Origin of the sequence: Ideonella sp. (genome assembly GCF_041918995.1) — a bacterium.
Lineage (GTDB): Bacteria > Pseudomonadota > Gammaproteobacteria > Burkholderiales > Burkholderiaceae_C > Ideonella.
In genome coordinates, this window is the sequence record NZ_JAYRUN010000037.1 from 1 (window position 1) to 1,651 (window position 1,651).

At 71.2% G+C, this 1,651-nt stretch carries 2 protein-coding genes; both read right to left on the reverse strand.

The features are described 5' to 3' along the window. Positions 1-880: patatin-like phospholipase family protein (locus tag ACE3UN_RS18905; protein WP_374676547.1), on the reverse strand; the 880-nt coding region annotated here is incomplete at its 3' end. Continuing rightward, the coding region (locus tag ACE3UN_RS18910) for a helix-hairpin-helix domain-containing protein (RefSeq protein ID WP_374676548.1) at positions 877-1,651 on the reverse strand (775 nt) is incomplete at its 5' end. The genes ACE3UN_RS18905 and ACE3UN_RS18910, both read right to left, overlap by 4 nt.

The window sequence follows — 1,651 nt, forward strand, 5'->3', positions numbered from 1 at the left end:
CCGCACGCTGCCCCTCGGCAATGGCCTCCTCGGCGCGGTAGAAGTCCATCAGCCCCAGGTGGGCCAGTTGCGGCGCAATCACCACTTCGGGCGGGTCGCCGGCCATGCGGCTGCGGGTGATGCGCACTTGCATGATGTTGACGCTGGCCAGCACCACTTCCAGCAGCGACGGCGCGGGCACGCGGGCTGGGTCAGGCGTGGGCAGCAGGGATGCAAAGCCGTCCTGCAGGCGGTCCAGCCAGCCGGCCGCTTCCTCATCGTCCGCCGGGGCCTCGGCAGGCGGCTTGGCCGCGCCGTTGGCGCCGGGCTTGCGCAGGTGGCGGCCGAGGATGTCGGCGTTCAGGTCCACGGCGATCACGATGTCGGCGCCCATGGCGCGCGCCAGCGACACGGGCACGGGGTTGACCAGGCCGCCGTCGACCAGCAGGCGCCCGTCGCGCTGGGCGGGGGTGAACAGGCCGGGCAAGGCCATGGAGGCGCGCACCGCGTCGGCGGTGGAGCCGGTGCGCAGCCACACCTCGCTGCCCGAATGCAGGCCCGTGGCCACGGCGGCAAAGGGGATGTCGAGCGCCTCGATGGGGCGGTCAGAGAAGCGGCTGCGGAAGAAGTCGATCACCCGCTCGCCCTTGAGCATGCCGCCCGCGAGCTTGAAGTCCATGAACGAGAACATGGTGCGCCCGGTCAGGCCACGCGCCCAGTGCTCGAAGCGGTCCAGCTCGCCCAGGGCGTAGGCCGCGCCCACCACGGCGCCAATCGACCCGCCGCACACCAGGTCGGGCTGGATGCCAGCCTGCTCCAGCGCGCGGATCACGCCGATGTGCGCCCAGCCACGGGCCGAGCCGCTGCCCAGTGCCAGGCCGATGACGGGTTTGCGGTTCATGCTTGCGGCCCAGTAGGTGTCGAAGTAGCCAGCAGGGCCAGCATGCCGGCCTCGTCGAGCACGGGCACGCCCAGCTCCTGGGCCTTGGCCAGCTTGCTGCCGGCCTCCTCGCCGGCTACGACGTAGTGCGTCTTCTTGCTGACCGAGCCGGCCACCTTGGCGCCGGCGGCCTCCAGCAGATCCTTGGCGGCGTCGCGGCTCAGCGTGGGCAAGGTGCCGGTGAGCACCACCGTCTTGCCTGCCAGCGGCAGCGTGGCGCGCTCGGCCGGTGCGCCCTCTTCCCAGGTCACGCCACAGGCGCGCAGTTGCTCGACCACCTCGCGGTTGTGCGGCTGTGCGAAGAAGGTGTGGATGGCCTCGGCCACCACGGGGCCCACGTCGTTCACCTGCAGGAGCTGATCGACCGTGGCGTCCATGATGGCGTCGAGCCCGCCGAAGTGCCGCGCCAGGTCCTTGGCCGTGGCCTCGCCCACCTGGCGGATGCCCAGCGCGAACAGAAAGCGCGGCAGCGTGGTCTGCTTGGACTTTTCCAACGCGGCCAGCACGTTCTGGGCCGACTTCTCGGCCATGCGCTCCAGGGTGATGAGCGCCGTGAGGCCCATGCGGTACAGGTCGGGCAGCGTGCGGATCACGCCCTGGTCCACAAGCTGGTCCACCAGCTTGTCGCCCAGGCCCTCGATGTCCATGGCGCGGCGCGCAGCAAAGTGCAGGATGGCTTCCTTGCGCTGCGCGGGGCAGAACAGGCCGCCGGTGCAGCGGTGGTTGGCCTCG